The sequence below is a fragment of the Blastococcus sp. SYSU D00669 genome (genome assembly GCF_054050715.1).
Genome location: NZ_JBJGZV010000058.1, coordinates 1 through 23031, shown reverse-complemented (window position 1 = coordinate 23031; position 23031 = coordinate 1). Strand labels below are relative to the sequence as shown.

Sequence of the window (23031 nt, the reverse complement as noted above, 5' to 3'; positions counted from 1 at the left end):
CCCCCCCGCCCCCCCCCCCCCCCCCCCCCCCCCCCCCCCCCCCCCCCCCCCCCCCCCCCCCCCCCCCCCCCCCCCCCCCCCCCCCCCCCCCCCCCCCCCCCCCCCCCCCCCCCCCCCCGCACCCGTCCAGGCCGCCACCGTCGCCGGCCGCACACCCCCGGCGGCGGCGGGGACGGCACCGACGAGCAGCGCCAGCCCGGCGGCCACCTGGTCGGGCAGGGCATCGGGGTCGTCGGGATCGACGAAGCGGGCGTCGAGCACCTCCTCGAGCGCACCCGGCACCGCGTCGCCCCGTGCCGCCCCGAACGCCAGCGCGAGCCACCGGGCCAGCGGCGGCGCCGGGTCCCCGGGCTGCCGGCCGAGGGTGAGGAGCAGGTGGCGCACGCCGTCGACGCCGAGGCCGGCCAGCAGGGCGCCGGCGTAGGCGGGGTTCGACGCGTACGGCAGCCCCTCGCGCGCGGCGGCGTCGAGGTCCTCGGCGGTGACCGGCCCGTCGAGCGCCCGGACGGCCGACCAGGCGAGCGCGACCATCTCGCCGTCGCCCCAGCCGGGCAACAGCCCCGCCAGGTGCGCGCGGATCCCCGCCTCCTGACCGGGCGCACCGGTGCCCCCCGGCCACGGCACCGTGCCGGCGAGCACGGCGGCGGTGGCGGCGGCGTCCGCCTCGACCTCGGCGAGCAGCGCCCCGTGCTCGCGCCGCCGCGCTGCCTCCGCGGCGGCCAGCTCCGCTCCGGCCGGGCCGAGGGTGTCGGGGTCGGCGAGAGCCGGACGCCGCGCCGCGAGGGCGGTGAAGTCCTCCTCCTGCTGCCGGCGGAGCACCTCGACCCGGCGGTGCACGTCGCCCAGCACCACCGCGTGCGCCCGCAGCCGGTCGACGCCTGCCGTCAGCGTGCCGTGCAGCCCGCGGACCAGGTCGGTCACCCGACCCACCTGGTCGGCGGCCGCGGCGGCGTCGGCGCCGAGCCAGCCGGGCGCCGTCGCGGCCGGGCCGGCGAGGTGCGCCGCCAGGACCCCGGTGCGGAAGGCGGCGCCGGTCACCGCGCCGACCAGGTCGTCGAGCACGGCGGGATCGCCGGGTGGGAGGTCGAGGGGCGTGGGGACCGGCCCGGTCACCGGGCGACCGCCCGGCCGGGCGGGGGCAGCAGCGATCCGTCGAGGCCGAGCCACGAGTCAGCGACGGCGGCCACGGTGCCGCCCAGCCAGCGCAGCTCCCCCGCCACGGCCGAGCCCGCCGTGCGGTGCGCCTCCAGGAAGGCCTCGACGGCACCGGCCAGCGGGCCGCTCGCGGCGGGGGCGGCGGTGAGCCGCGCGGCCACGTCGTCGGCCTCGGCGCCCTGGGCGCGCAGCGCGTCGGCGAGCGCGTGGAGCTGCTCGGGCGGCACCTCGATCGTCATGCGCCGGAGTCTGACCACGCCCCGGCCCGTCCCGCCGGCGTCGTCCACAGGCCGGCGCGCGGCCGACCGGGGGCGGTACGGCCGCGTCCACCTCCGTGCACAGCCGTCGTCCACAGCCTGTGGACGACGACCGAGATCATCTACGCTGCCCCGCGTGCCGGCGGACGAAGCAGTCCCGGAACGGCGGGGCGAGCGCGGCTCCAGCCTGCCGTTCGTGCTCGTCTGCTGGACGGTCGCCGCCCTCATGGCCTTCGGCGCCGTGGCCGCCTCGCACGCCTTCCTGGAGCAGCAGGAGGTGCAGGCCGTGTGCGACGGCGCCGCCCTGGCCGCCGCCGACCAGGCCGACGAGGCCGCGGTCTACACCTCCGGGGTCGGCGCCCAGCTGCCGCTGAGCCGGGCCACCGCGCAGGCGGCGGTCGCCGACCAGCTGGCCGACGGCGGGGTCCAGCTCGACGCGTGGTCGGCCGAGACCGATGGCGTGGAGGTCACCGTCCGCTGCACCCGGTACGCCGACATCGCGTTCGGCTGGCTGTTCCTCGGCGGGGAGCCGCTGGAGCGGACCGCCGTCGCCAGCGCCCGCGCACCCACCGTGCCCTGACGACGGCGACGACACGGCGACGACACGGCGACGGCCCCCGACCGGCACAGGTCGGGGGCCGTCGTACCGAGGCGTGGCGGGTGAAGGATTCGAACCTTCGTAGGCTGAGCCGACGGATTTACAGTCCGCTCCCTTTGGCCACTCGGGCAACCCGCCGTGCGGTGGTACCGGAGCAGCGTACAAGAACGGCGGTCGCCGACCTCGGGGGTGTCCCGGGGCGCGCGCCGCCAGAGCGGAGGAAAGCCATGGCCGACTCGTCCTTCGACGTCGTCAGCAAGGTCGACCGCCAGGAGGTCGACAACGCGCTCAACCAGGCCGCGAAGGAGCTGACCCAGCGCTTCGACTTCCGCGGGACCAACGCCAGCATCGCCTGGTCCGGCGAGGAGGCCGTCGTCCTGCAGGCCGACACCGAGGAGCGGGTCACCGCCGCGCTCGACGTGTTCAAGGACAAGCTGGTCAAGCGCAAGATCTCGCTGAAGTCCCTCGACGCCGGCGACCCGCAGTCCTCCGGCAAGTCGTACAAGATCAGCGCCCGCATCAAGCAGGGCATCGAGTCCGAGGTCGCCAAGAAGATCGCGAAGATCATCCGCGACGAGGGCCCGAAGGGCGTCCAGGCGCAGATCCAGGGCGACCAGCTGCGGGTCAGCGGCAAGAAGCGCGACGACCTGCAGGCGGTGCAGCAGCTGCTGCGCGGCAAGGACCTCGACGTCGCCCTGCAGTTCGACAACTACCGCTAGGCACGGTCAGCCGCCCGGCGCCGGCCTGGCGCCGGGCGGGGTGTCGAGCACCGTGGGGACGTGCTCGAGCAGCTGCAGCCGGCCGTCGAAGGTGCGGTGGTCGACGAGCACGAGCGTGACGTCGGTGACGGCACCACGGCGCCACGCTGCTCGATGCCTCGGCCGGAGTCCGGCCGGCGGAACGCTCAGGCGGCAGCGAGGGTGAAGCGGGTACCGGAGCTGCCCGGCACGAACGCGTCGGGCAGCGCCGCGGCGATGGCGCCCTGGGCCCGCCAGCCGGTGCAGTGCCCCGGGGCGACCAGGTCGGGCCCGAGCTCGGTCAGCGCGGCCACGGTGGGGGCGAGGACCGGTTCGAAGGCGGGGCCGGACAGGTGCAGCCCGCCGAGCAGCGCGTGCAGGCGGTCGACGCCGGTGAGCCGGAGCGCGTGCCGGACGGTGTTGATCGCGCCCGCGTGGCCGCAGCCGGTGAGCACGACCAGCCCCCGGCCCCGGACGTGCACGACCAGCGCCTGGTCGTCGAGCACCAGCGGGTCGTGCCGCCAGTCCGTGCCGTCCCACTCCTGGTGCGAGGGCGGCATCCCGCGCTCGAAGTCCGTCGTCCGGTCCACCTCGCCGGTGACGAGCACGCAGCCGTCGACCAGCAGCGAGGGCTCGCGCCGTTCGACCACCGCGAACCCCTCGGCCTGCAGCGCCCGCCGGCTCAGCGTGGGCAGGACGACGGCGTCGGTCCCCGGGGCGGCGATCCGGCGCCGGGTCCACACGAGCGGGTGCACGGTCATCGGCAGCGCGGCGCGGGCGGCGAGGCCGCTCAGCCCGCCGGCGTGGTCGAAGTGCCCGTGGCTGAGCACGATCCCCTGCACGCCGGTCAGGTCGAGGCCCAGCCGGTCGGCGTTGGAGGTCATGCCGTCGGGCGAGATGCCGGTGTCGAACAGCAGCGTCGTGGTGGCGGACCCCCGGCGGACGGTGACCAGCGCCGAGAACCCGTGCTCGGCACGCAGGCCGGCCACGGTGCGGCCGCCCTCGAACTGAGGCGCGGCGGTCCAGCCGCTCGCCAGCGGGGGCCGGGCGACCCGGTCGGAGCCGGGGAGCAGCGCGTCGAAGACGTTGTCGACCAGCGTGGTGATCGCGACCTCGTCGACCGGCTCGAGCGCGATCGGGTCGACCGCGGGACCCGGGGCCGGTCGCGGGGCCGCCGCGGCGACCGCGCCGCCGCCGTCGCACACGGCCGGGAGGCTAGTCCCCCGGGGGCCGGAGGTGGCCGAGTTCGGCAGCGAGGTGAGATCTCCTGTGCGCACGTCGGCTCGCCCGGCGCGGGTCGACCCGCGCGGCCCGACGTCGAGCCGCACCGTGGCCCGGCCTCAGGTCCGGTGACGCGGGTCGACCTGCGTGGGCCGCAGGAGTGTGACGGCGAAGAAGCAGCACGCGCGGATGACCACGGGGACGTGCGCACGTCTGGCGCACCGTGCTGCCGAACTCAGAGCTGGCCGAGTTCGCGCGCCATCCCCTCCAGCCGGGCGATGCGCTGCTCCATCGGCGGGTGCGTGGAGAACAGCGACGCCAGGCCCTGCCCGCGGAACGGGTTGGCGATCATCAGGTGGCTCTGGGTCACCAGCCGGTCGTCCTGCGGCAGCGGCCGGGCCGCGGCGCCGCGCTCGATCGCGCGCAGCGCCGAGGCGAGGGCCAGCGGGTCCGCGCTCAGCCGGGCGCCGGAGGCGTCGGCCTGGTACTCGCGGCTGCGGCTGACCGCCATCTGCACCACACCGGCGGCGATCGGGCCGAGGACGACGAGCAGCAGGCTGCCCAGGGCGCCGCCGCCCTCGCGCTCGTCGGAGCGGCCGCCGAACAGCGAGGCGAACATCGCCATGTGCGCCAGGTAGGTGACGACGGTCGCCATCGCCCCGGCCACCGAGCTGATCAGGATGTCGCGGTTGTAGACGTGCGACAGCTCGTGGGCGAGGACGGCGCGCAGCTGGCGGCGGTCGAGCAGCTCGAGGATCCCCTGGGTGCAGCAGACCGCGGCGTTGCGCGGGTTGCGGCCGGTGGCGAAGGCGTTGGGCTGCGCGGCGGGGCTGACGTAGAGGCGCGGCATCGGCTGGCGGGCCTCGGTGGCCAGCTCGCGGACGATCGCGTAGAGCTGCGGGGCCTGGGTCTCGGTCACCGGGAAGGCGCGCATGGCGCGCAGCGCGAGCGTGTCGGACTTGAAGTACGCGAAGCCGTTGACCGCCAGCGCGATCACGAGTGCGATGAACAGGCCACCGCGTCCACCGATCAGGGCTCCGGCGGCGAGGATGAGGGCACCCATGAGCCCCAGGAGCAGGGCGGTCTTGAGTCCGTTGTTCCAGCGCTGCACGACGGGATCAACGCCACCGCCGGAACCGCCGTTCCCGGCGGGAATGGCGCCGTCCCCCGCACGGGTTGGGCCCGGCAGGACGTGCGCCCGGCTCCTCGACCGGGTACTCGCGGTTGCGGCGTGTCCGGTTGCACACCCGCCCCCCGACACACACACGTAACCTCGGCCGGTGGAGGTGGACCAGAGATGACTGGCAGCAACGCGCCCGACGCTCCGGCAGCGGGGACGGCGGACGGCTCGGCCCCCGGCGGTCTGGTGAAGAGCGTCGTCAGCCTCGACCGGGTGGTCATCCGGCTGGCCGGCGACTCCGGTGACGGCATGCAGCTGACCGGCAACCGGTTCACCAGCGAGACGGCGTCCTTCGGCAACGACCTGTCGACGCTGCCCAACTTCCCCGCCGAGATCCGCGCCCCGACGGGGACCCTGCCCGGCGTCAGCTCCTTCCAGCTGCACTTCGCCGACCACGACATCATGACGCCGGGCGACGCCCCCGACGTCCTCGTCGCCATGAACCCCGCGGCGCTCAAGGCGAACCTCTCCGACCTGCCGGGCGGCGGGCTGCTCATCGTCGACTCCGACGAGTTCACCCCGCGCAACCTCGCCAAGGTCGGCTACGCCACCAACCCGCTCGAGGACGGCTCGCTGGAGGGCTGGCAGCTGTTCACGGTGCCGCTGACCAGCCTCACCCTCGACGCGCTCGCCGACTCCGGCCTCGGCAAGAAGGAGGCCGAGCGGAGCAAGAACATGTTCACGCTCGGCCTGCTGTCGTGGATGTACCACCGGCCGACCGAGGGGACGGTCCGCTTCCTCGAGCGGCAGTTCCGACGCAAGCCCGAGATCGCCGCGGCCAACATCGCCGCGTTCCGCGCCGGCTACAACTACGGCGAGACCACCGAGGCCTTCGCCGTCTCCTACGAGGTCAAGCCGGCGCCGATGCGGCCGGGCACCTACCGCAACATCTCGGGCAACCAGGCGCTGGCCTACGGCATCGTCGCCGCCGGGCAGCGGTCGGGCCTGCCGGTGTTCCTGGGCGCCTACCCGATCACCCCGGCCTCCGACATCCTCCACGAGCTGTCCAAGCACAAGGCCTTCGGCGTGCGCACCTTCCAGGCCGAGGACGAGATCGCCGGCGTCTCCGCCGCGATCGGCGCCTCGTTCGGCGGCGCGCTCGGCGTGACGACGACGTCCGGCCCGGGCATCTCGCTGAAGTCGGAGGCGATCGGCCTGGCCGTCATGCTCGAGCTGCCGCTGGTCGTCGTCGACGTCCAGCGCGGCGGGCCGTCGACCGGCCTGCCGACCAAGACCGAGCAGTCGGACCTGCTGCAGGCGATGTTCGGCCGCAACGGCGAGGCGCCGCTGCCGGTGATCGCCCCGCGCTCGCCCGGCGACTGCTTCGACGCCGCGCTCGAGGCCGCGCGGATCGCGCTGACCTACCGCACCCCGGTCATGCTGCTCTCCGACGGGTACCTGGCCAACGGCGCCGAGCCGTGGGCGGTCCCGGACGTCGAGTCGCTGCCCGACCTGTCCGCCGCGGTCGGCTTCGCCACCGAGCCCAACGGCGACGACGGCGAGTTCCTCCCCTACCTGCGCGACCCCGAGACGCTGGCCCGGGCGTGGGCCATCCCGGGCACCGCCGGGCTGCAGCACCGCGTGGGCGGCCTGGAGAAGGCCGACCGCACCGGCAACATCTCCTACGACCCCGACAACCACGACTTCATGACGCGGACCCGGCAGGCCAAGGTCGACGGCATCGCCGCGAGCCTCCCGCCGACCGACGTCGACGACCCCGACGGCGACGCGAAGGTCGCCGTCATCGGCTGGGGCTCGACCTACGGGCCGATCGGCGCGGCGTGCCGGCAGGTCCGCGGCTCCGGCCGGTCGATCGCGCAGATCCACCTGCGGCACATCAACCCGATGCCCGCCGACCTCGGCGAGGTGCTCACCCGCTACGAGCGGGTCATCTGCCCCGAGATGAACCTCGGGCAGCTGGCCACGCTGCTGCGGGCGCGCTACCTGGTCGACGTCGAGAGCCACACCCAGGTGCGCGGCCTGCCCTTCCGCGCGGCCGAGCTCGCCGCCGTCCTGCAGGGCGCGATCGACTCGACCACCTCACGACCCAGCACCGCACCGGCGCCGACCCCCGCGGCCGCCGCCCTCAACGGAGGCACCCAGTGAGCATCGACCTCGGCATGCCCGGCAGCGACCCGATCACGGCCGCGACGAGCGTCGGCGAGAAGCAGACCGACCTCAAGGCCAAGGACCTCAAGACCGACCAGGAGGTCCGCTGGTGCCCCGGGTGCGGTGACTACGTCATCCTCAACGCCGTCCAGAGCTTCCTGCCCAGCCTGGGCATCGCGCGCGAGGACATGGTCATCGTCTCGGGCATCGGGTGCTCCTCGCGCTTCCCGTACTACATGAACACCTACGGGATGCACTCGATCCACGGCCGGGCGCCGGCGATCGCCACCGGCCTGGCCGCGTCGCGACCCGACCTGTCGGTCTGGGTCGTCACCGGGGACGGCGACGCGCTGTCCATCGGCGGCAACCACCTGATCCACACCCTGCGCCGCAACGTGAACCTGAAGATCCTGCTGTTCAACAACCGGATCTACGGGCTGACCAAGGGCCAGTACTCCCCCACCTCCGAGGTGGGCAAGGTGACCAAGTCGACGCCGATGGGCTCGATCGACGCGCCCTTCAACCCGGTGTCGCTGGCCCTCGGCGCCGACGCCACGTTCGTCGGCCGGGCGATGGACTCCGACCGCAAGGGCCTCACCGAGGTGCTGCGGCAGGCCGCCGAGCACCAGGGCACCGCGCTGGTCGAGATCTACCAGAACTGCAACATCTTCAACGACGGCGCCTTCGAGCTGCTCAAGGACCCGACGACCGGTCCGCAGTGGACGATCCCGCTGGTGCACGGCCAGCCGCTGGTGTTCGGCCCCGAGGGCGCCGCCTGCGTCGTCCGCGACGACTTCGGCGGCCTGCGGATCGCCGAGACCAACCAGGTGGACCCGGCCGAGATCGTCGTCCACGACGCGACCCGGCAGGACCCGTCCTACGCGTTCGCGCTGTCCCGGCTCTCCAGCCAGGACCTGCGCTACACGCCGATGGGCGTCTTCCGTTCCGTCGCCCGGCCGACCTACGACCGGATGATGGCCGACCAGCTCGAGGACGCCCGCTCCGGCGGGCCCGCCGACCTCGGCGCGCTGCTGGCCGGCAGCGACACCTGGACCATCCCCGCCTGAGTCGGAGGCTCAGCGTGCGGTGTTCCCGCGCGCTGGGCCGCCACCCAGCACCTCGGTGAGGACGGGCAGCGCGGCGTCGTAGGCGGCGCGATCCGGGGCGGCGAAGCCGACCACGAGACCCGCGGCCGGGCCGTGCGCGGCGCCCGCGGTCCGGTGGCGCGCCAGTCCGTCGAGCGACAGGCCGCGGTCGTGGCCCGCGGCGACGACGGCGGCCTCGGTCGCCGCGTCCGGCAGCGGCAAGAACACGTGCGCCCCGGCCGGGTCGCCCTCGGCGGTGCGGCCGCCGGCGGTCACCGCGTCGAGCAGCGCGGCGCGCCGCCCGGCGAGCTCCCGGCGGACCCGGCGCAGGTGCCGGGCCAGGTCACCGGAGGCGGCGAGCGCGGCGAACACCCGCTGACCGGCGCGCGCCGGCCTCGTGCCCGTGGCCGTGCGCCGGGCGACCAGCTCCTCCCGCAGCCGCGCGGGCGCGACCAGCCAGCCGGTCCCGAGCGTCGGGCTGACGATCTTGCTGCTGGTGCCCAGGTGGACGACGACGTCGGGCCCGAGGGCGGCCAGCAGCGGCAGCGGCGCCACGTCGTAGCGCAGTTCGCCGTCGTAGTCGTCCTCCAGCACCCACCAGCCCTCCGCCCGGGCCCGCTCGACCAGGGCGAGCCGGCGGGCGGCCGACATCCGCCGGCCGAGCGGGAGCTGGTGCGCGGGCGTGCAGTACACGGCGGCCAGGCCCGGCGGGACGGCGTCGACGACCAGCCCGTCGCCGTCCACGGGGACCGGGACGACGGTGACGCCCGCGTCGGTGAGCGCCGCGGCGACCCGCTGGTAGCCGGGGCTCTCCACGCCCACGCGGCTGCCCCGGGGCAGCACCCGGGCGACCTCCGCGACGGCGGCGGAGGTCCCGCCGGTGGCCAGCAGGTCGTCCGGCGCCGCGGGCAGCCCCCGGTGCCGGAGGAGGTGCTCGGTGACGGCGGCGCGGAACGCCGGGTCGCCCGCGGGCTCCGGCCCGCCGTCGGGGGGTGCGTCCCCGGCCGCCCGCCAGGCCCGGCGCCAGGCCGCCTGGTCGAGCACCTCGAGGCAGGGCGAGCCGGCCCGCAGGTCGACCAGCCGCGGCGCGGACCCGGCGGGGCGCCGGCCGCGCTCGGCGGACGGGTGCGGCGCGGAGGGCGGACCGCCCACCACGAAGGTGCCCACCCCGCGCCGGCCGCCGGCCCACCCCTCGGCCAGCAGCTGGTCGTAGGCGGCCGCGGTGACGGTGCGGCTCACCCGCAGCGCACCGGCGAGCTCACGGGTCGACGGGAGCCGGTCGCCGGGGCGCAGCGTGCCGGCGGCCGCGGCGGCCCGCAGCGCGTCGGCCAGCTGGACCGACAGCGGCGTCCCGGCGGCGCGGTCGAGGACGACCGGTGGGACCTCGACCACGGCGCCTCCCTCGGTGGACTGGTGGAATCGTGCGGAAGTGGCCGTTGGAGGATGCCACGCCTCCGGACAGGCTGGCCGCATGGACTCTCCCGCCCCGCTCTCCCCCACCCCCCGCAGCACGGTCCGGCGGGGCGCCCGGCGGGCCCGCACCGATCGGGCCGATCTCCACGCCGTCCTCGACGCCGGCCTGGTGGGGCACCTGGGGGTCGTGCTGGGCGGGGCGCCGGTGGTGCTCCCCACCGGTTACGGCCGCGACGGGGACATGCTGTACCTGCACGGCTCGACCGGCGCGAGCACGCTGCGGGCCGCGGCCGCCGGCGCCCCGGTCTGCTTCACCGTCACCCACCTCGACGGCGTCGTCTACGCCCGGTCGGCGTTCCACCACTCGGTCAACTACCGGTGCGCCGTCGTCCACGGCACCGCGCGCCCGGTGACCGACCCGGCGGAGAAGCTGCACGCGCTCGAGGCCCTCACCGAGCAGCTGGCCCCCGGGTCGTGGACGGCGACCCGGCAGCCCGACCGCAAGGAGCTCGCCGCCACCGCCGTGCTGGCGCTCGACCTGGCGGAGGCCAGCGTCAAGGTGCGCACCGGCCCTCCCGTCGACGACGACCGCGACCTCCCGGCGCCCGGCGAGCCCGACCCCGTGTGGGCCGGCGTGCTGCCGGTGCGGACCGTCGTCGGCGAGCCCGAGCCGTGCGCGCTGCTGCCGGAGGGCACCCCGGTACCGGCGCGGGTGGGCGAGCGCCTGCTCGCCTGACCCGGGGCCCTTCGCCCCTGTTTCGATAGCGCCGCTATCCGGATAGTGGCGCTATGGCAGTGCGGGTCTCCCGGGTGGAGCAGGCGGCGGCCAACCACGCGGCCGTCCTCGCCGCGGCGCGCCGCGTCTTCCTCCGCGCCGGCTACCACGGCGCGACCGTCGACGCCGTCGCCGCCGAGGCCGGCTTCACCATCGGCGCCGTCTACTCGCGCTTCCGCGGCAAGGCCGAGCTGTTCCTCGCCCTGCTGGAGGAGCGGGTGACCGAGCGGATCGAGCAGCTGCGCGCCGTGCGCCCCGAGGCGCCGCCGCCGCGCGACCGGGCCGAGGCCGCCCGGCTGCTCCAGGAGGACGTGCTGGCCGTCGCCCGCCAGTGGGCCGGGATCCTCCGCACCGACCTCGACTGGACGCTGCTCGTCGTCGAGTTCCGCGTGCACGCCGCCCGCGACCCCCACCTGGCCGCCCGCTTCGCCGAGCAGCACGCCCGGCTGCTCACCGCCACCGCCGACGTGGTCGGCGACCTGCTCGGCGGCCCCGCCGTCGTCGACCGCCGGGTCGCCGAGGACATCGCCCGGGCCGGACTGGCGCTCGGTCCCGGCATCGCGCTGGCCCGCGCCGCAGAGGGCGAGGCCTTCCGCGACGAGCTGGTGGAGGAGCTCCACGTCGCCCTCGCCACCCGGCTCTCCGGAGCGCCCGGCCCGGACGCTCCGCCGTCCCCCCGGAGGTCCCGATGACCGTCCCCACCACCACTGCCCCGCCGTCGGACCCGGTGCGCGCCCGGCGGCTGGCGCGGCTGCGCGCCGCGCTCCCCGGCCACGTCGCGCGGCTCGGGTGGGACGCCGAGACCCTGCGCGCCCACCAGGAGCAGGCGCTGCGGGCGCTGCTCCGGGCCGCGCGGGCCGGCTCCCCCTTCCACGCCGAGCGGCTGCGCGGGGTCGACCCCGACCGGTTCGGGCTGGCCGACCTGGCGTCCCTGCCCCCGATGACCAAGACCGAGATGATGGCCGACCTCGACCGCGTGGTCACCGACCGCCGGGTGTCGCGCGCGCTGCTGGAGGACCACCTCGCGGCCACCGGGGGCGAGGCGCGGGAGCTGCTCGACGGCTGCGTGGTCATGAGCTCCGGCGGCAGCTCCGGCGAGCGAGGCGTGTTCATCTACGGCCCCGACGCCGTCGTCGACTACACCCTGGGCCTCGTCCGGCCCGGCATGGCGCGGCTGCTGGCCGCCGGGCCCGTCCCCTTCGGCGGCGTCCCGATGGCCATCGTGGCCGCCGCCTCCGCCGTCCACGCCAGCCGCGCGCTGTCGTCGCTGTTCACCGGCGACCTGCTCGACGTCACGTGCGTGCCGGTGACGCTGCCGGTGCCCGAGATCGTCGCGCGGCTGGAGCGGGCGCGGCCCTTCCTGCTGCAGGGCTACCCGTCCGCGCTGGACCTCCTCGCCCGCGAGCGGCAGGCCGGGCGGCTGACGATCACCCCGAGGTCGGTGACCGCCAGCAGCGAGCAGCTCACCCCCGAGGTCCGCGCCCGCGTGACGGCGGCCTTCGGCGTCCCCGTCGTGAACCAGTTCGGCTCCACCGAGGGCCTCGTCGGCGTCTCGGCGCCCGGCGACGACGTGATCGTGCTGGCCTCCGACCTGGCCGTCGTCGAGCTCGTGGACGACGACCTGCGCCCGGTCCCGCCCGGGGAGCCGGCGGCGACGGCGCTGGTGACCAACCTGGCGAACCCGCTGCAGCCGCTCATCCGCTACGTCCTGCCCGACCGGTTCGTGGCGCAGCCGGCGGTCCCCGGCTCCGGGCACCTGCGGGTGACGGTGCAGGGCCGGCAGGACGAGCTCTTCCGCTACGGCGGCACCGTCGTCCACTCGCAGGTGCTCGGCAGCGTGCTGGTGCGCACGGCCGAGGTCGTGCAGTACCAGGTGCACCAGACCCCCGGCGGGGTGGACGTCGACGTGGTGGTCGCCGGCCCGCTCGACGCCGGCGGGCTCACCGCCCGCCTGGCCGCGGCGCTGCGGGACGCCGGGCTGCCGGAGCCGGCGGTCGGGGTGCGCACCGTCGAGGGCATCGCCCGCGACCCGCGGACCGGCAAGGTGGCCCGCTTCGTCCGGTTCCCCGGCTGAGCCCGCTCAGGCCGTCCGCGGCCGGACGCCGCCGAGCAGCACCCCGGCCGCGGCGGTGATCAGCGCGGCGATCGGCGGCTCCTGCGGGTCCGACCGCACGGCCCCGCGCACCCCGGCGGCGACCTGGGCGGGCAGCGCGGCCAGGTAGGCCAGCTGCACCGGCGTGCTCCCGGTCAGCACCACGGTCGCGAGCGGTGCGCCCCACGCGGAGCCCCGCCACAGCAGCACGGCCGCGGCCGCGTACGCGGGCACCAGCGCCACGAGGTCCAGCACGTAACCCAGCCGGAGCACCGCCGGCGGCTGGACCAGCAGCGTGGCCGGCAGCGGCGCGCCGGTCACCGCCGACCGGACGGCGTTGCCGGTCCACATGCCGCCGAGCCCGGCGGCCAGGAAGGCGAGGACGGCGGCGACGGGGCGCCGCGGTGTCCGCGGGTGGAGGGCGATCCCGGGGAGGTCGGCGGCTCGCACGAGCGCGGCGAGGGCGAGGACGGCGAGCAGGAAGACCCCCACGTGGGCCAGGAGCAGCGGGCCGAGCGCCGCGCCGAAGACGTAGTAGGCGTACTGGTAGACGGCGCAGGCGAGCATCCCCGCCCACAGCAGGCGGGCGCGGGGCGAGCCGCCGCGGGCTCTGAGCAGCGCTCCCACGAGGACGGGCGTGACCACCGAGAGCGTGACCAGGTCCCAGGCCCGGAACATCGCGGCGACGGCGAGCGGGTCGCGGTAGACGGCGGGGGCGGCGAGGCCGGCCGCGGACGAGACGGCCATGAGCCCGGTCGCCGCCGCCGAGAGGCGCCGGGCCGTGCGCAGCGGCGGCGCCGGCGCGGCAGGTGGTCGCAACCACCGCACGACGGTGCCGACGGCGCGGCGCACCGCCCGGCCGGTGGCCCGCGCTGCCGCGGCGATCCTGCCCATGCGGCCAGGGTGGGCCGGCGCCGTGCGCTCGCCCAGGTCCGCTGGTGCCGCGCCCGCGGGACCTAGGACCCCGGTGTGACGCGGAGCAGCACGTCGGCGTCGTCGCCGTTGTCGGTGGTGACGTAGAGCGCGCCGTCGGTGCCCTGCTGGACGGCGCGGATCCGGCCGTGGGTGCCGTCGAGCTCCGGCAGGCGGAACTGCTCGACCAGCCGGCCGTCGTCGTCGAGCCGCAGCGCCAGCACCCCCTGGTCCTTGAGCACGGCGACGAGGAGCAGGCCGTCGTAGGCGCCCCACTCCTCCCCGGAGAGGAAGGTGCCGCCGCAGGTGGCGATCGTCGGGTCGCCGGAGGACCACACCGCCGGCACCGCGCCGGGGATCTCCAGATCGGTCATCGGCACGCTCTCGTCGTAGCCGTCCGGGCCGGGGTCCCAGCCGTAGTTCGACCCGGCCGCGAGCAGGTTCACCTCGTCGTCCCGGCCGGTGCCCTGCTCGATCGCGTAGACCTCGCCGCTGCGCGGGCGGACGGCCAGGCCCTGCACGTTGCGGTGCCCGTAGGTCCACACGTACGGCTCGGCGCCGCTGCCGGCGAACGGGTTCCCGGCGGCGGGCCCGCCCGTGGCCGGGTCGATGCGCAGCACCTTGCCGGCGAGGCTGGTGCGGTCCTGGGGGTTGCTGCCCACGGCGTTGTCGCCGGTGCTCACCAGCAGCGCGCCGGTGGGGTCGAACCGCAGCCGGCAGCCGCCGTGCCGGCCCGAGGAGCTGTTGACCGGGATGCCGCCCAGCAGCGGGTCGGCCACGCGGGTCGCCGTCGTCCAGTCCTCGTCGACGGTCCAGGCGAGGACGGCGATGTCGGGCACCTCGCCGCCCTGGCGGCCCTGGCAGCTGTAGAAGCGCCGGTTGTCCGCGAAGCCGGGGTCGAGCACCAGCCCCATCTGGCCGGTCTCGCCGCGCGCGAACAGGTCGTCGAGGTCGGCGGCGACCTCCTGCGCGGTGCCGTCGGGCAGGACGGCGGTGAAGCCACCGCCGCGCTCGCCCACGAGCAGGGTCCCGTCGGGGGCCTGGGCGACGTCCCAGGGGTGGTCCAGGCCGTCGGCGACGACGGCCACGTCGAGCGGGGGCGCGGTGGGCGGCGGCTCGCTCACCGGCGGCTGCGGGCTGGTCGTCCCCGCGGCGCTCGTGCCCCCGTCGCCGCCCCCACCGGTGCAGGCGGTGAGCAGCAGCAGCGCCGCGAGCAGCCCGGCCGACCTCATGGGACCAGGATGCGCGGGCGTCAGCTGGTGCGGGTGACGACGTAGTCGCAGAGCGCCGAGAGGGCGTCACGGACGTCGCCCTCGGGCACCGCGGCCAGCCGCTCGCGGGCGCGGTCGGCGTAGTCGCGGAGCACGGCCGTGGCGCGGGTGAGCGCGGTCGAGGCGCGCAGCAGGTCCAGCGCCTCGGGCAGGTCGGCGCCGCCGACGGGCCCGCCCACCAGCTCGCGCAGCCGCGCGTCGGCGGGGTCGTCGCCGGCCAGCGCGATGAGCACCGGCAGGGTGGCCACGCCCTCCCGCAGGTCGGTGCCGGGCGCCTTGCCGGACGCGCCGTCGGCGCTGACGATGTCGAGCAGGTCGTCGCTGAGCTGGAACGCGACGCCGACCTCCTCGCCGAAGGCGGTCAGCGCGGCGACGAGCTGCTCGTCGACCCCGGCGAACGAGGCGCCGAAGCGGGCGGAGGTGGCGACCAGCGAGCCGGTCTTGTCGGCGAGCACCTCGAGGTAGTGCGCGATCGGGTCCTCGCCCGGCTGCGGCCCGACGGTCTCCCGCAGCTGGCCGGTGACCAGCCGCTCGTAGGTGCGGGCCTGGATGCGCACCGCGTCCGGGCCCAGGTCGGCCAGCAGGTCGGAGGCGCGGGCGAAGAGCAGGTCGCCGGTGAGGATCGCGATGCTGTTGCCCCAGCGGCTGTTCGCGCTGGGCGCCCCGCGGCGGACGGCGGCCTCGTCCATGACGTCGTCGTGGTACAGCGTCGCCAGGTGGGTCAGCTCGCAGACGACGGCGGCGCGCTCCACCTCCGGCGCGCGCGGGTCGCCGAGCTGCGCGGCCAGCAGGGCCAGCATGGGGCGGAACCGCTTGCCCCCGGCGGCCATGAGGTGCCCGGCCGCCTCTCGGATGACGGGGTGGTCGTCGCCGACGGCGGTGGCGAGGGCGTCCTCCACCCCGGCGAGACCCTCGGCGAGGGACTCGCCCAGGGCGCCTTCGGGCAGCCAGGGGCCGATGGTCGACGCCGGCGTCGAGATCCGGTGCCGCCCCTCGGGGGGGACGCCGCGGTCGACGGCGGTGCGGGCTCCGGTCATCAACCGACGAAGATAGCCGCCCGATCCGCCAGGTCGAGGACCGACCCCGGCACGATCCCCAGGACGAGGGTGGCCGTGGCGGTGATCGCGAGGACGATCGTGGTCGGCAGACCGGGCACGCCGACGGTGGGCCCGTCGGCGGCCGGGGGCGAGAAGTACATGAGCACGATGACCCGCAGGTAGAAGAACGCCGCCACCGCGCTGGCCAGCAGCGCGACCACGGCCAGCGGCCAGGCGCCGGCCTCGATGGCCGCCCGGAACACCGCGAACTTGCCGGTGAAGCCGCTGGTGAGCGGGATGCCGGCGAGCGCCAGCAGGAACAGGCTCATCACCGCGGCGGTCAGCGGCGAGCGCTGCGCCAGACCGGCCCACTGCGACAGGTGCCCGGCCTCGCCGTCGCCGTCGCGGACGAGGGTGAGCACGGCGAAGGCGCCGAGCGTGGTCACGCCGTAGGTGAGCAGGTAGAAGATCGTCGCCTCGAGGCCGGAGCCCTCGCTGCCCGCGCCCAGGCCGATGACGCCGGTGAGGATGAACCCGGCGTGCGCGATCGAGGAGTAGGCGAGCATGCGCTTGAGGTCGGTCTGGGTGAGCCCCAGGACGGCGCCGACGACCATCGACACGATGGCGACGCCGTAGACGATCGGGCGCCAGGTCCACTCCGCGGTGCCGAAGCCGACGTAGAGCAGCCGCAGGATCGCGCCGAACGCCGCGACCTTGGTGCAGGCGGCCATGAACGCGGTGACCGGCGTGGGGGCGCCCTGGTAGACGTCCGGCGTCCAGGTGTGGAACGGCGCGACGCTGGCCTTGAACAGCAGCCCGACGACGAGCAGGGCCAGTCCGAGCGACAGCAGGATGCCCGTGTCGGCGGTGGTCGCCTCGCGGATCTCCGAGAGCCGCACGCTGCCGGTGGCGCCGTAGACCAGCGCGAGGCCGTAGAGGAAGAACCCGGAGGCGAAGGCGCCCAGGAGGAAGTACTTGACCGACGCCTCCTGCGACAGGAGCCGCCGGCGGCGGGCCAGGCCGCACATCAGGTACAGCGGCAGGCTGAGCACCTCGAGCGCCACGAACATGACCAGGAGGTCGTTCGAGGTGACGAACAGCATCATGCCGCCGAGGGCGAAGCTGGCCAGCGGGTAGACCTCGGTCTGCACCCGCTGGGAGGTCAGCAGCTCGCGGTCGCGCGGGCTGCCCGCCGGCACCGCCGCGACCGCGACGAACGAGGAGCGCGCCGGGTCCAGCGAGCGCTCGGCGAACAGCAGCACCGACAGCGCCCCGAACGCGGTGAGCACCGCCTGGAGGAACAGCCCTGCGCCGTCGACCGCCAGCGCCGCGCCCGCGGTGACCTTCGGATCCGTGCCCGCCAGCAGCAGCGTCGCGACCAGGCCGCCGACGCTGCCGACGAGGGCGACGCCCACCTGGACGGCGTGCCGGCTCTCGCGCGGCGCGAAGGCCTCGACGAGCACGCCGACGCACGCGGCACCGAAGACGAACAGCAGCGGTGCGAGCGCCGCCAGGGAGATCGACGGCGCGGAGATCTCGGGCATCAGTCCCCCAGCTCGGAGGTCGCGTCGGTGGTGGAGGGCGTGATGCCGTCGGGGACGCCGACGTCCTCCATGGTGGCGCTCACCGCCGGGCGGATCAGGTCGATCAGCGGCTGCGGGTGGACGCCGAGGGCGATGATCAGCGCGATCAGCGGGGTGACGACGGCGATCTCCCGCCGGCCGAGGTCGGCGATCCGCAGCCGGGCGCCGGCCGGGGCGGGCGCGGTGAGCGTCGCGGTGGCCGTCGCCCCGCCGTGCGCCGCCTCGGCTGGCCCGCCGCCGGCGGGGGCCGCGTCCGTGGTGAGCAGGACGCCCCTGGGCGGGCCGTGCATCGTGCGCTGGTACACCAGCAGCACGTAGAGCGCGGCCAGGATGATGCCGGTGGTCGCGATGATGGTGAACACCGGGCGGGTCGGGAACGCGCCGATCAGCGTGAGGAACTCGCTGACGAAGCTGTTGGTGCCGGGCAGCGCCAGCGAGGCGAGACCGGCGATGAGGAAGCTGCCGGCCAGCAGCGGGGCGAAGCGGGCGACGCCGCCGTAGTCGCCGATCTGCCGCGAGCCGCCGCGGGCGATGAGCATCCCGACGACGAGGAACAGCAGCCCGGTCGAGATGCCGTGGTTGACCATGTACAGCACCGCGCCGGTGCCGGCCTCGGTGGTGAAGGCGAAGATGCCCAGCGCGATGAAGCCGAAGTGCGAGATCGACGTGTACGAGACCAGCCGCTTCATGTCGCTCTGCCCCATGGCCAGCAGCGCGGCGTAGAGGATGCCGGCGACGGCGAGCGCCAGGATCCACGGCGCGAAGTCGCGGGAGGCGTCGGGGAACAGCGGCAGGCAGTAGCGCAGGAACCCGAAAGTGCCGACCTTGTCGAGGACGCCGACCAGCAGCACCGCGCTGCCGATCGGGGCCTCGGCACCGGAGTCGGGCAGCCAGGTGTGGAACGGCACCAGCGGCGCCTTGATCGCGAAGGCGATGAAGAAGCCGAGGAACAGCAGCTTCTGCAGCCCCGGGTCGATGGAGATCTGGCGCAGCACGTCGAAGGCGAACGTGCCCTCGCCGAGCTCGTTGAGGCCGGCGACGTAGAGCCCGATCACCGCGGCGAGCATGACCAGGCCGCCGACCAGGCTGTACAGGAAGAACTTGACCGCCGCGTACTGCCGGCGGGGCCCGCCGAAGCTCCCGATCATGAAGTACATCGGGACGAGCATCGCCTCGAAGAAGACGTAGAAGAGGAAGACGTCGGTGGCGGCGAAGACGCCGACCATCATCGCCTCGAGCAGCAGCAGCCAGGCGAAGAAGGTGCGCATCGAGCGCGTGCCCGGCGCGGTGTCGCGCCACGAGGCGACGACGACCAGCGGCACCAGCACCCCGATGAGCAGCAGCATCACCAGCGCGATGCCGTCGACCCCGAGGGCGAAGTCCACGCCGAAGGCCGGGATCCACGCCACCGTCGTCGTGAGCTGGAACCGGTCGCCGTCGGCGTCGAACGCGACGGTCGCGAGCACGGCGAGCAGCAGGACGACGAGGCTGGTGCCCAGCGTGACCTGCTTGGCCGTCTCCTCACGGTCCTTGGGCAGCGCCGCGACCGCGGCGGCGGCCACCGCCGGCACCGCGATCATGAGCACGAGCCAGGGGAAGTCAGCCACGGTGCGTGCCCTTTCCGAAGACGTTGCTCGCGCTCAGTGCCGTTCGTTCGCTTCCGCGGGACGCTCCGCTCCTCGCTCGTCCCTCGCTGCGATGCTCACGTCCCTGTCCGCTCATCCGGCCGCCACCGCCAGCAGCGCGCCGGCGACGACCACGGCGCCGCCGAGCATCCCGAGCGCGTAGGTGCGGACGAAGCCGGTCTGCGCCCGGCCCAGCCGGGACGAGGAGCCGCCGAGGGTGGCGGCCAGGCCGTTGACCGCGCCGTCGACGCCGCGGTTGTCGAAGAAGACCAGCGCCCGGGTCAGCCACTGGCCGGGCCGCATGAACAACGACTCGTTGACCGTGTCGGCGTAGAGCGCGTTGCGCGCGGCGCGGGTGACCGGCGAGACGCGCACCGGGGCGGTGACCGGCACCTCGCGGCGGCCGACGAACAGCCAGGCCAGCAGGACGCCGAGCAGCGACACCGCGGTGACGACGATCCCGATGGTCAGCGGCGCGATGACGTGCTCGGCCTCCTCCTGCTCGAACACCGGCGCCATCCAGTCCGCCAGCGGGAAGGCCGTGACGAGCAGGAAGCCGGCGGCCACCGAGCCGACCGCGAGCACGATCATGGGCACCGTCATCACCGCCGGCGACTCGTGCGGGTGCACGCCCTCCTCCCACCGCGGCCGGCCGAAGAAGGTCATCAGCATCAGCCGGGTCATGTAGAAGGCGGTCAGCCCGGCGCCGACGATCGCGATCGCGCCCAGCACGTAGCCGAAGGTGTCGCCGCGGTCGAAGGTCGCCTCGATGATGGCGTCCTTGGTGAAGTAGCCGGAGAACGGGATGATCCCGATCAGGGCGAGGTAGCCCAGGCCGAACGTGCCGAAGGTGATCGGCAGCTTCTTCCACAGCCCGCCGAAGCGGCGCATGTCCACCGAGTCGTCCATCGCGTGCATGACCGAGCCGGCGCCGAGGAACAGGCCGGCCTTGAAGAAGCCGTGCGCGTACAGGTGGGCCAGGGCCGCGACGTAGCCGGCCGGGCCGAGGCCGACGGCCAGGAACATGTAGCCGATCTGGCTGACCGTGGAGTAGGCCAGCACCTTCTTGATGTCGTCGAAGGCGCAGCCGGCGATCGCGCCGATCAGCAGGGTCAGCGCCCCGACGCACAGGACGACGGTGCGCGCGGTCGGCGTCTCGTCGTAGATGGGCGCCGAGCGGGCGATGAGGTAGACGCCCGCGGTGACCATGGTCGCGGCGTGGATGAGCGCCGAGACCGGCGTCGGGCCCTCCATGGCGTCGGGCAGCCACGCCTGCAGCGGGAACTGGCCGGACTTGCCGCAGGCGCCGAGCAGGAGCAGCAGGCCGAGCGCGGTGGCGGTGCCGCCGGCGAGCAGCCCCGCGTTGCCCAGCACGCCCTCGAAGGACGTCGTCCCCAGCTGGGCGAACATGATGAAGATCGCCAGCGCCAGCCCGACGTCGCCGACGCGGTTCATGATGAAGGCCTTCTTCGCCGCCGTGGCCGCGGTCGGGCGGGTGTACCAGAAGGCGATGAGCAGGTAGGACGCGAGACCGACGCCCTCCCAGCCGACGTAGAGCGCCAGGTAGCTGTTGCCGAGGACGAGCAGCAGCATCGCCGCGACGAACAGGTTGAGGTAGGCGAAGAAGCGTCGCCGGCCCTCGTCGTGGGCCATGTAGCCGATCGAGTAGACGTGGATCAGCGAGCCCACGCCGGTGATCAGCAGCACGAACGCCATCGACAGCGGGTCGAGGAGCAGCCCCAGCTGGATGTCCAGCGACCCGGCGGAGATGAAGGTGTACAGGTCCAGGTTGGCGGAGCGCTCCTCGAGACCGGCCACCTGGACGGTGCACAGCAGGCCGAGGACGAAGGCGGCCGCCACCGTGGCGGTGCCCACCAGGTGACCCCAGCGGTCGGTGCGCCGGCCACCGAGCAGCAGCACCGCGGCGCCGGCGAGCGGCAGCGCGATCAGCAGCCAGGAGGCGGCGAGCAGCCCGGTGGCGGGCAGCGCTTCAGGCACGGCGCATCTCCATCACGCTCAGTACTTCAGGAGGTTGGCGTCGTCGACCGAGGCGGAGCGCCGCGTCCGGTAGATCGACATGATGATCGCGAGGCCGACCACGACCTCGCAGGCGGCGACCACCATCACGAAGAAGGCGATGACCTGGCCGTCGATGGTCCCGGTGGCGCGGGCGAAGGTGACCAGCGTCAGGTTCACCGAGTTGAGCATCAGCTCGACGCACATGAAGACGACGATCGCGTTGCGCCGCACCAGGACGCCGACGGCGCCGATGGTGAACAGGATCGCGGCGAGCACCAGGTAGTGCGAGACGGTCATCGGTCCTCTCCCGGGTTGCCGGGGCCGGTGCCGCCGGGGACCGCGCTGGGTGAGCCCTCGAGGGTGCCCAGGGCACCGTCGGGGCTGCCGAGCTGCCGCCGGCCGGTGGGCCGGGGCATCTGCTCGATGTCCTGCGGCTCGACGCCGGTGGCGAAGCTGTCCTCGGCGTAGCGGCCGTCGGGCAGCAGCCCCGGGACGGCGACCGAGTTGCCGCGGGCCATGACGCCGGGTCCGGGCAGGGTCTGCGGCCGCGGGTTGTCGAGGAAGCGGGCCTTCGACAGCTCCTTCTGGCTGCGCCGGCTGCCGGGCTCGCGCTCGACGTGGGCGAGCACCATCGCGCCGACGGCGGCGGTGATCAGCAGGGCGCTGGTCACCTCGAAGGCGAGCAGGTAGTCGGTGAACAGCACCGCGGCGATCGCCTCGATGTTGCTCACGTCGGCGCCCTGGACGGGGTCGAGGCCGGTGGCCGGGGTGTCGCGGGTCGCCTCGGCGATGCCCGCCCCGACCAGGCCGGCGAAGCCGATGCCCAGCAGGGTGGCCGCCACCCGCTGCCCGCGCAGCGTCTCGACCACCGAGTCGGAGGAGTCGCGGCCGACCAGCATGAGCACGAACAGGAAGAGGATCATGATCGCGCCGGTGTAGACGATGATCTGCACCGCGCCGAGGAACGGCGCCTCCTGGACGACGTAGAAGACGCCCAGGCAGAGCATCGTCACGACCAGGAACAGCGCCGAGTGGACGGCGTTGCGGGCGAACACCATGCCCAGCGCCCCGAGCAGCGCGAGCGGTCCGAGGATCCAGAAGACGACGGCCTCGCCGTCGCCGAGCTGGACGGAGGTGTCGGCCGCGGCGGCGAGGACGCTCACACCGTCTCCCCGACCACGGGCTCCGCGGCCGACCCGGCCTCGGGCGCCCGCAGGTAGTAGTCCTTCTCGTCGTCGCCCAGCCGCATGGGGTGCGGCGGCTGCTCCATGCCGGGCAGCAGCGGCGCCATGAGCTGGTCCTTGGTGTAGATCAGGTCCTGGCGGTTGTCGTCGGCCAGCTCGAAGTCGTTGCTCATCGTCAGCGACCGGGTCGGGCAGGCCTCGATGCACAGCCCGCAGAAGATGCAGCGCAGGTAGTTGATCTGGTAGACGCGCCCGTACCGCTCACCGGGCGAGTAGCGCTCGTCCTCGGTGTTGTCGCCGCCCTCGACGTAGATGGCGTCGGCCGGGCAGGCCCAGGCGCACAGCTCGCAGCCGACGCACTTCTCCAGCCCGTCGGGGTGCCGGTTGAGCACGTGCCGGCCGTGGTAGCGCGGCTTGGTCACCTTGGGCTCGAACGGGTACTCCTCCGTCGTCACCTTCTTGAAGATCTGCGCGAAGGTCAGCCCGAAGCCCTGCCCGGCGGGCGGCAGCACGCTGCCGCGCACCGCCGGCTTGGCGCCCTTGTCGGGACGGGCGACCTCACCGCCGCTGCGGCGTGCGGGGGTGTTCTCACTCATCGTCGCCCTCCTCGGCGGCGGGGGTGCCGCGCCGGCCGGTGCTCACGACGGCACCGTCGGCGCGGGCGGCCGCCCCGACCGGCTCGGGGGGGGGGGGGGGGGGGGGGGGCGGGGGGGGGGGGGGCCTGGGGGGGGGGGGGGCGGGGGGGGGGGGGCGGGGGGGGGGGCGGGAGGGAGGGGGG

The 23031-nt window shown here is 75.0% G+C and carries 21 protein-coding genes and 1 tRNA gene; 7 read left to right on the top strand and 15 right to left on the bottom strand.

Annotated elements, in window-relative coordinates:
- Both ACI8AF_RS25765 and ACI8AF_RS25760 read right to left on the bottom strand, forming a co-directional pair.
- On the bottom strand, window positions 1-1113 hold a 1113-nt coding region (locus ACI8AF_RS25765; protein WP_456542628.1), incomplete at its 3' end, for a hypothetical protein.
- Entirely contained in the window at window positions 1110-1394 is a 285-nt protein-coding gene (locus tag ACI8AF_RS25760) for a hypothetical protein (protein WP_456542627.1), read from the bottom strand. The genes ACI8AF_RS25765 and ACI8AF_RS25760, both read right to left, overlap by 4 nt.
- Window positions 1395-1548: 154 nt before the next feature.
- Here ACI8AF_RS25760 and ACI8AF_RS25755 point away from each other — a divergent pair, with 154 nt between their 5' ends.
- The gene (locus tag ACI8AF_RS25755; RefSeq protein WP_456542626.1) at window positions 1549-1992 is read left to right on the top strand and encodes a pilus assembly protein TadG-related protein; all 444 of its coding nucleotides are present in this window, start codon (window positions 1549-1551) and stop codon (window positions 1990-1992) included.
- 74 nt (window positions 1993-2066) lie between these two features.
- Here ACI8AF_RS25755 and ACI8AF_RS25750 read toward each other — a convergent pair.
- A tRNA-Tyr gene (locus ACI8AF_RS25750) sits at window positions 2067-2148 on the bottom strand.
- A gap of 89 nt (window positions 2149-2237) precedes the next feature.
- On the opposite strand from ACI8AF_RS25750, the gene ACI8AF_RS25745 reads away from it, so the two are divergent.
- Window positions 2238-2729 (top strand): YajQ family cyclic di-GMP-binding protein, encoded by a 492-nt coding sequence (locus tag ACI8AF_RS25745; RefSeq protein WP_456542625.1) that lies wholly within the window; start codon window positions 2238-2240, stop codon window positions 2727-2729.
- Window positions 2730-2914: 185 nt separating this feature from the next.
- On the opposite strand, the gene ACI8AF_RS25740 is transcribed toward ACI8AF_RS25745, so the two are convergent.
- Both ACI8AF_RS25740 and htpX read right to left on the bottom strand, forming a co-directional pair.
- Window positions 2915-3952, bottom strand: coding sequence for an MBL fold metallo-hydrolase (locus ACI8AF_RS25740; protein ID WP_456542624.1), 1038 nt, complete (start codon window positions 3950-3952; stop codon window positions 2915-2917).
- A 251-nt stretch (window positions 3953-4203) separates the two neighbouring features.
- Window positions 4204-5079 carry a zinc metalloprotease HtpX gene (htpX, locus tag ACI8AF_RS25735; RefSeq protein ID WP_456542623.1) on the bottom strand — a complete coding sequence of 292 codons (876 nt, stop codon included), beginning with the start codon at window positions 5077-5079 and terminating at the stop codon, window positions 4204-4206.
- A 186-nt stretch (window positions 5080-5265) separates the two neighbouring features.
- On the opposite strand from htpX, the gene ACI8AF_RS25730 reads away from it, so the two are divergent.
- Entirely contained in the window at window positions 5266-7254 is a 1989-nt protein-coding gene (locus ACI8AF_RS25730; RefSeq protein WP_456542622.1) for a 2-oxoacid:acceptor oxidoreductase subunit alpha, read from the top strand.
- Window positions 7251-8324: a 2-oxoacid:ferredoxin oxidoreductase subunit beta gene (locus tag ACI8AF_RS25725; RefSeq protein ID WP_456542621.1), complete on the top strand. Its 1074-nt coding sequence runs from the start codon at window positions 7251-7253 to the stop codon at window positions 8322-8324. The genes ACI8AF_RS25730 and ACI8AF_RS25725 overlap by 4 nt, the downstream gene beginning before the upstream one ends.
- Before the next feature lie 9 nt (window positions 8325-8333).
- On the opposite strand, the gene ACI8AF_RS25720 is transcribed toward ACI8AF_RS25725, so the two are convergent.
- Window positions 8334-9734 (bottom strand): aminotransferase-like domain-containing protein, encoded by a 1401-nt coding sequence (locus ACI8AF_RS25720; protein ID WP_456542620.1) that lies wholly within the window; start codon window positions 9732-9734, stop codon window positions 8334-8336.
- 79 nt (window positions 9735-9813) lie between these two features.
- Here ACI8AF_RS25720 and ACI8AF_RS25715 point away from each other — a divergent pair, with 79 nt between their 5' ends.
- From ACI8AF_RS25715 to ACI8AF_RS25705, 3 genes are read left to right on the top strand one after another with little or no spacing between them, the layout of a single operon-like run.
- On the top strand, window positions 9814-10491 hold the full coding sequence (locus tag ACI8AF_RS25715; RefSeq protein WP_456542619.1) for a pyridoxamine 5'-phosphate oxidase family protein: 678 nt from the start codon (window positions 9814-9816) through the stop codon (window positions 10489-10491).
- A gap of 53 nt (window positions 10492-10544) precedes the next feature.
- Window positions 10545-11222, top strand: coding sequence for a TetR/AcrR family transcriptional regulator (locus tag ACI8AF_RS25710; RefSeq protein ID WP_456542618.1), 678 nt, complete (start codon window positions 10545-10547; stop codon window positions 11220-11222).
- Window positions 11219-12604 (top strand): hypothetical protein, encoded by a 1386-nt coding sequence (locus ACI8AF_RS25705; protein WP_456542617.1) that lies wholly within the window; start codon window positions 11219-11221, stop codon window positions 12602-12604. The genes ACI8AF_RS25710 and ACI8AF_RS25705 overlap by 4 nt, the downstream gene beginning before the upstream one ends.
- A 6-nt stretch (window positions 12605-12610) precedes the next feature.
- Here the strand turns inward: ACI8AF_RS25705 and ACI8AF_RS25700 are convergent, their stop codons facing one another.
- From ACI8AF_RS25700 to nuoI, 9 genes are all read right to left on the bottom strand, one after another.
- Complete coding sequence (locus tag ACI8AF_RS25700) at window positions 12611-13516, bottom strand: hypothetical protein (RefSeq protein ID WP_456542616.1); 906 nt, start codon at window positions 13514-13516, stop codon at window positions 12611-12613.
- Between the two features lie 62 nt (window positions 13517-13578).
- A complete protein-coding gene (locus ACI8AF_RS25695; RefSeq protein ID WP_456542615.1) occupies window positions 13579-14766 on the bottom strand; it encodes a PQQ-dependent sugar dehydrogenase in 1188 nt (395 codons plus the stop codon).
- 20 nt (window positions 14767-14786) lie between these two features.
- The gene (locus tag ACI8AF_RS25690) at window positions 14787-15842 is read right to left on the bottom strand and encodes a polyprenyl synthetase family protein (RefSeq protein ID WP_456542614.1); all 1056 of its coding nucleotides are present in this window, start codon (window positions 15840-15842) and stop codon (window positions 14787-14789) included.
- Entirely contained in the window at window positions 15842-17386 is a 1545-nt protein-coding gene (gene nuoN, locus ACI8AF_RS25685; protein WP_456542613.1) for an NADH-quinone oxidoreductase subunit NuoN, read from the bottom strand. The genes ACI8AF_RS25690 and nuoN overlap by 1 nt, the downstream gene beginning before the upstream one ends.
- Window positions 17386-19032, bottom strand: a complete 1647-nt coding sequence (locus ACI8AF_RS25680) for an NADH-quinone oxidoreductase subunit M (RefSeq protein ID WP_456542612.1) — start codon at window positions 19030-19032, stop codon at window positions 17386-17388. Before ACI8AF_RS25680 ends, nuoN begins: the two co-directional genes overlap by 1 nt.
- 111 nt (window positions 19033-19143) lie before the next feature.
- Window positions 19144-21048, bottom strand: a complete 1905-nt coding sequence (gene nuoL, locus ACI8AF_RS25675; RefSeq protein ID WP_456542611.1) for an NADH-quinone oxidoreductase subunit L — start codon at window positions 21046-21048, stop codon at window positions 19144-19146.
- Window positions 21049-21066: 18 nt separating this feature from the next.
- Entirely contained in the window at window positions 21067-21366 is a 300-nt protein-coding gene (nuoK, locus tag ACI8AF_RS25670) for an NADH-quinone oxidoreductase subunit NuoK (RefSeq protein ID WP_456542610.1), read from the bottom strand.
- Window positions 21363-22232: an NADH-quinone oxidoreductase subunit J gene (locus ACI8AF_RS25665; RefSeq protein ID WP_456542609.1), complete on the bottom strand. Its 870-nt coding sequence runs from the start codon at window positions 22230-22232 to the stop codon at window positions 21363-21365. Before ACI8AF_RS25665 ends, nuoK begins: the two co-directional genes overlap by 4 nt.
- Entirely contained in the window at window positions 22229-22849 is a 621-nt protein-coding gene (gene nuoI / locus ACI8AF_RS25660) for an NADH-quinone oxidoreductase subunit NuoI (RefSeq protein WP_456542608.1), read from the bottom strand. Before nuoI ends, ACI8AF_RS25665 begins: the two co-directional genes overlap by 4 nt.
- Between the last annotated feature and the right edge of the window lie 182 nt (window positions 22850-23031).